Origin of the sequence: Cryobacterium sp. M91, from assembly GCF_002929615.1 — a bacterium.
GTDB lineage: Bacteria > Actinomycetota > Actinomycetes > Actinomycetales > Microbacteriaceae > Cryobacterium > Cryobacterium levicorallinum.
Map to the genome: position 1 here is coordinate 1 of NZ_PJJT01000013.1, position 1,678 is coordinate 1,678.

Consider the following 1,678-nt stretch of genomic DNA (forward strand, 5'->3'; position numbering starts at 1 on the left):
ATTCGGCGGCCCCGAAACGCACTACTGACCGCATCACTCCGTGGCCCCCGAGGTCAATATCGATGGCCCCCAGCAGGGCTAATACTCAGAATGCCCGTCATATCCCGGCCCGGTGAGCCCTTTCGCGGCACGCGCCCTCCCCTCGGCGCGCGCGCCAGCCTGAAGTATGTGAAACAGGGAAAACCGCACCGCCTGCTGGATTGCGGTGTCGCCGTCGAGTTCCACATCCGTCCGAGACTAGAAGCCATCCAGATAGGTGCGCTGCTCGGCGAGCAACCCGTCCCATCCGGTCTGCGTCGCACCGACCAACACCGCGTCGGCCTGGTCCCGAACCGCGGGCTGCGACCAGGAACCGGACCAGCCGTACGCAACAATCTTAATCAGCCGCAGCCGCTGCCCCGGCTCCAACATGGTTGAGACCGTCGTCCGCCCCAAATGCGGGAAACTCTCCGAACGCACTTCCGTTCTGGGCGGTCCGTCCACGACATGATCCATCACCGCCGCGACAATTAAACCGTTCTGCCGAGTGGAGTGCACCAATCCGGTACGCGCGCCGCGGGCAGAATCGGTCTGCTCTTCCAACGGTGACTCCAACACCGCAGCCACCCGCGGGTCTCCGCCCGGATCGGGAAGCTGCTCATTGGCCACCAGCTCGGACTGCACCTCGACCCGTGTGGTTTGGTCGACGGCCTCGACCTCGTAACAGATCGCCGCGACCGCCCGTTGCATAAGAGACACCATCCGGGTGGAAATGATAGTGACCGCACAGCCGGCCGGGGAGACCCAGTCTGACAGGTCAGCGTTCCGGTTCCGAAGTCCAGGCTGAGCTCGTGGGAACGCAGTAACCCGGAGCGGACATCGAACGGCTCATCGTTGACCAGAAACCGGATCAGTTTTCCGTTGGTGACGTTGATGATCGTCTGCCCAGACTCCGGATACCCGTAACCATTTTCGGCATAGGGCAGCAGGCGCTCCTCAAAGACCCCGTTCAGGTAGGAGCCCGGCAGCCCGTGCGGTTCACTCTCGTCCAGGTTTCCGCGCCAACCAATGTGCCCGTTGGACAGGGCGAACACCGACTCCGTCTGCGCCAGGACATCCAGATCAAGACTGGTTTCCCGCAAGCATCACGGTTCGACTTCGAAGGCGGGATGATCGATCATGCCGTCTGCAGCAGGTTCGCAAGATCGGACACGACGATGTCGGCCCCATGGTCGCGAAGAGCCTGTGCCTGACCCTCCCGGTCTACGCCGATAACTGCGGCGAAGTTGTCAGCGCGGCCGGCCGCCACTCCGGCGAGGGCGTCTTCGAATACGACGCATTCCTCCGGTTTCAGTCCCAATGCGTGCGCCCCCTCCAGGAATATGCCGGGGGCAGGCTTCTCCGTCAAATGCTCCCGCTTAGCAGTCAGCCCGTCAATACGCTGATCGAAAAGATCCTCTATTCCGGCTGCGATAAACACGCCCTGGCAGTTGGTGCTGGAAGACACCACCGCGCAACGCAAACCACACGATCGAAACGCTCGCACAAAACGCAGCGATCCCTCATACACCTCGACGCCATCCTTGCGGTTGTGGCGCCGGACGATATCATTCTTCCGGTTACCGAGCCCGTTGACCGTTTCGGATGCGTCCTCGGCACTGCCCTCCAGCAGGCTCACCCCACGAGATGCCCGGAAGGA

The 1,678-nt window shown here is 62.5% G+C and carries 1 protein-coding gene and 1 pseudogene; both read right to left on the reverse strand.

Annotated elements, in window-relative coordinates:
- Positions 1-237: 237 nt before the first annotated feature.
- Positions 238-1,073: pseudogene (locus tag CXY80_RS19640) on the reverse strand (hypothetical protein).
- An 83-nt stretch (positions 1,074-1,156) separates the two neighbouring features.
- On the reverse strand, positions 1,157-1,678 hold a 522-nt coding region (locus tag CXY80_RS00095), incomplete at its 5' end, for an HAD family phosphatase (RefSeq protein WP_104131114.1).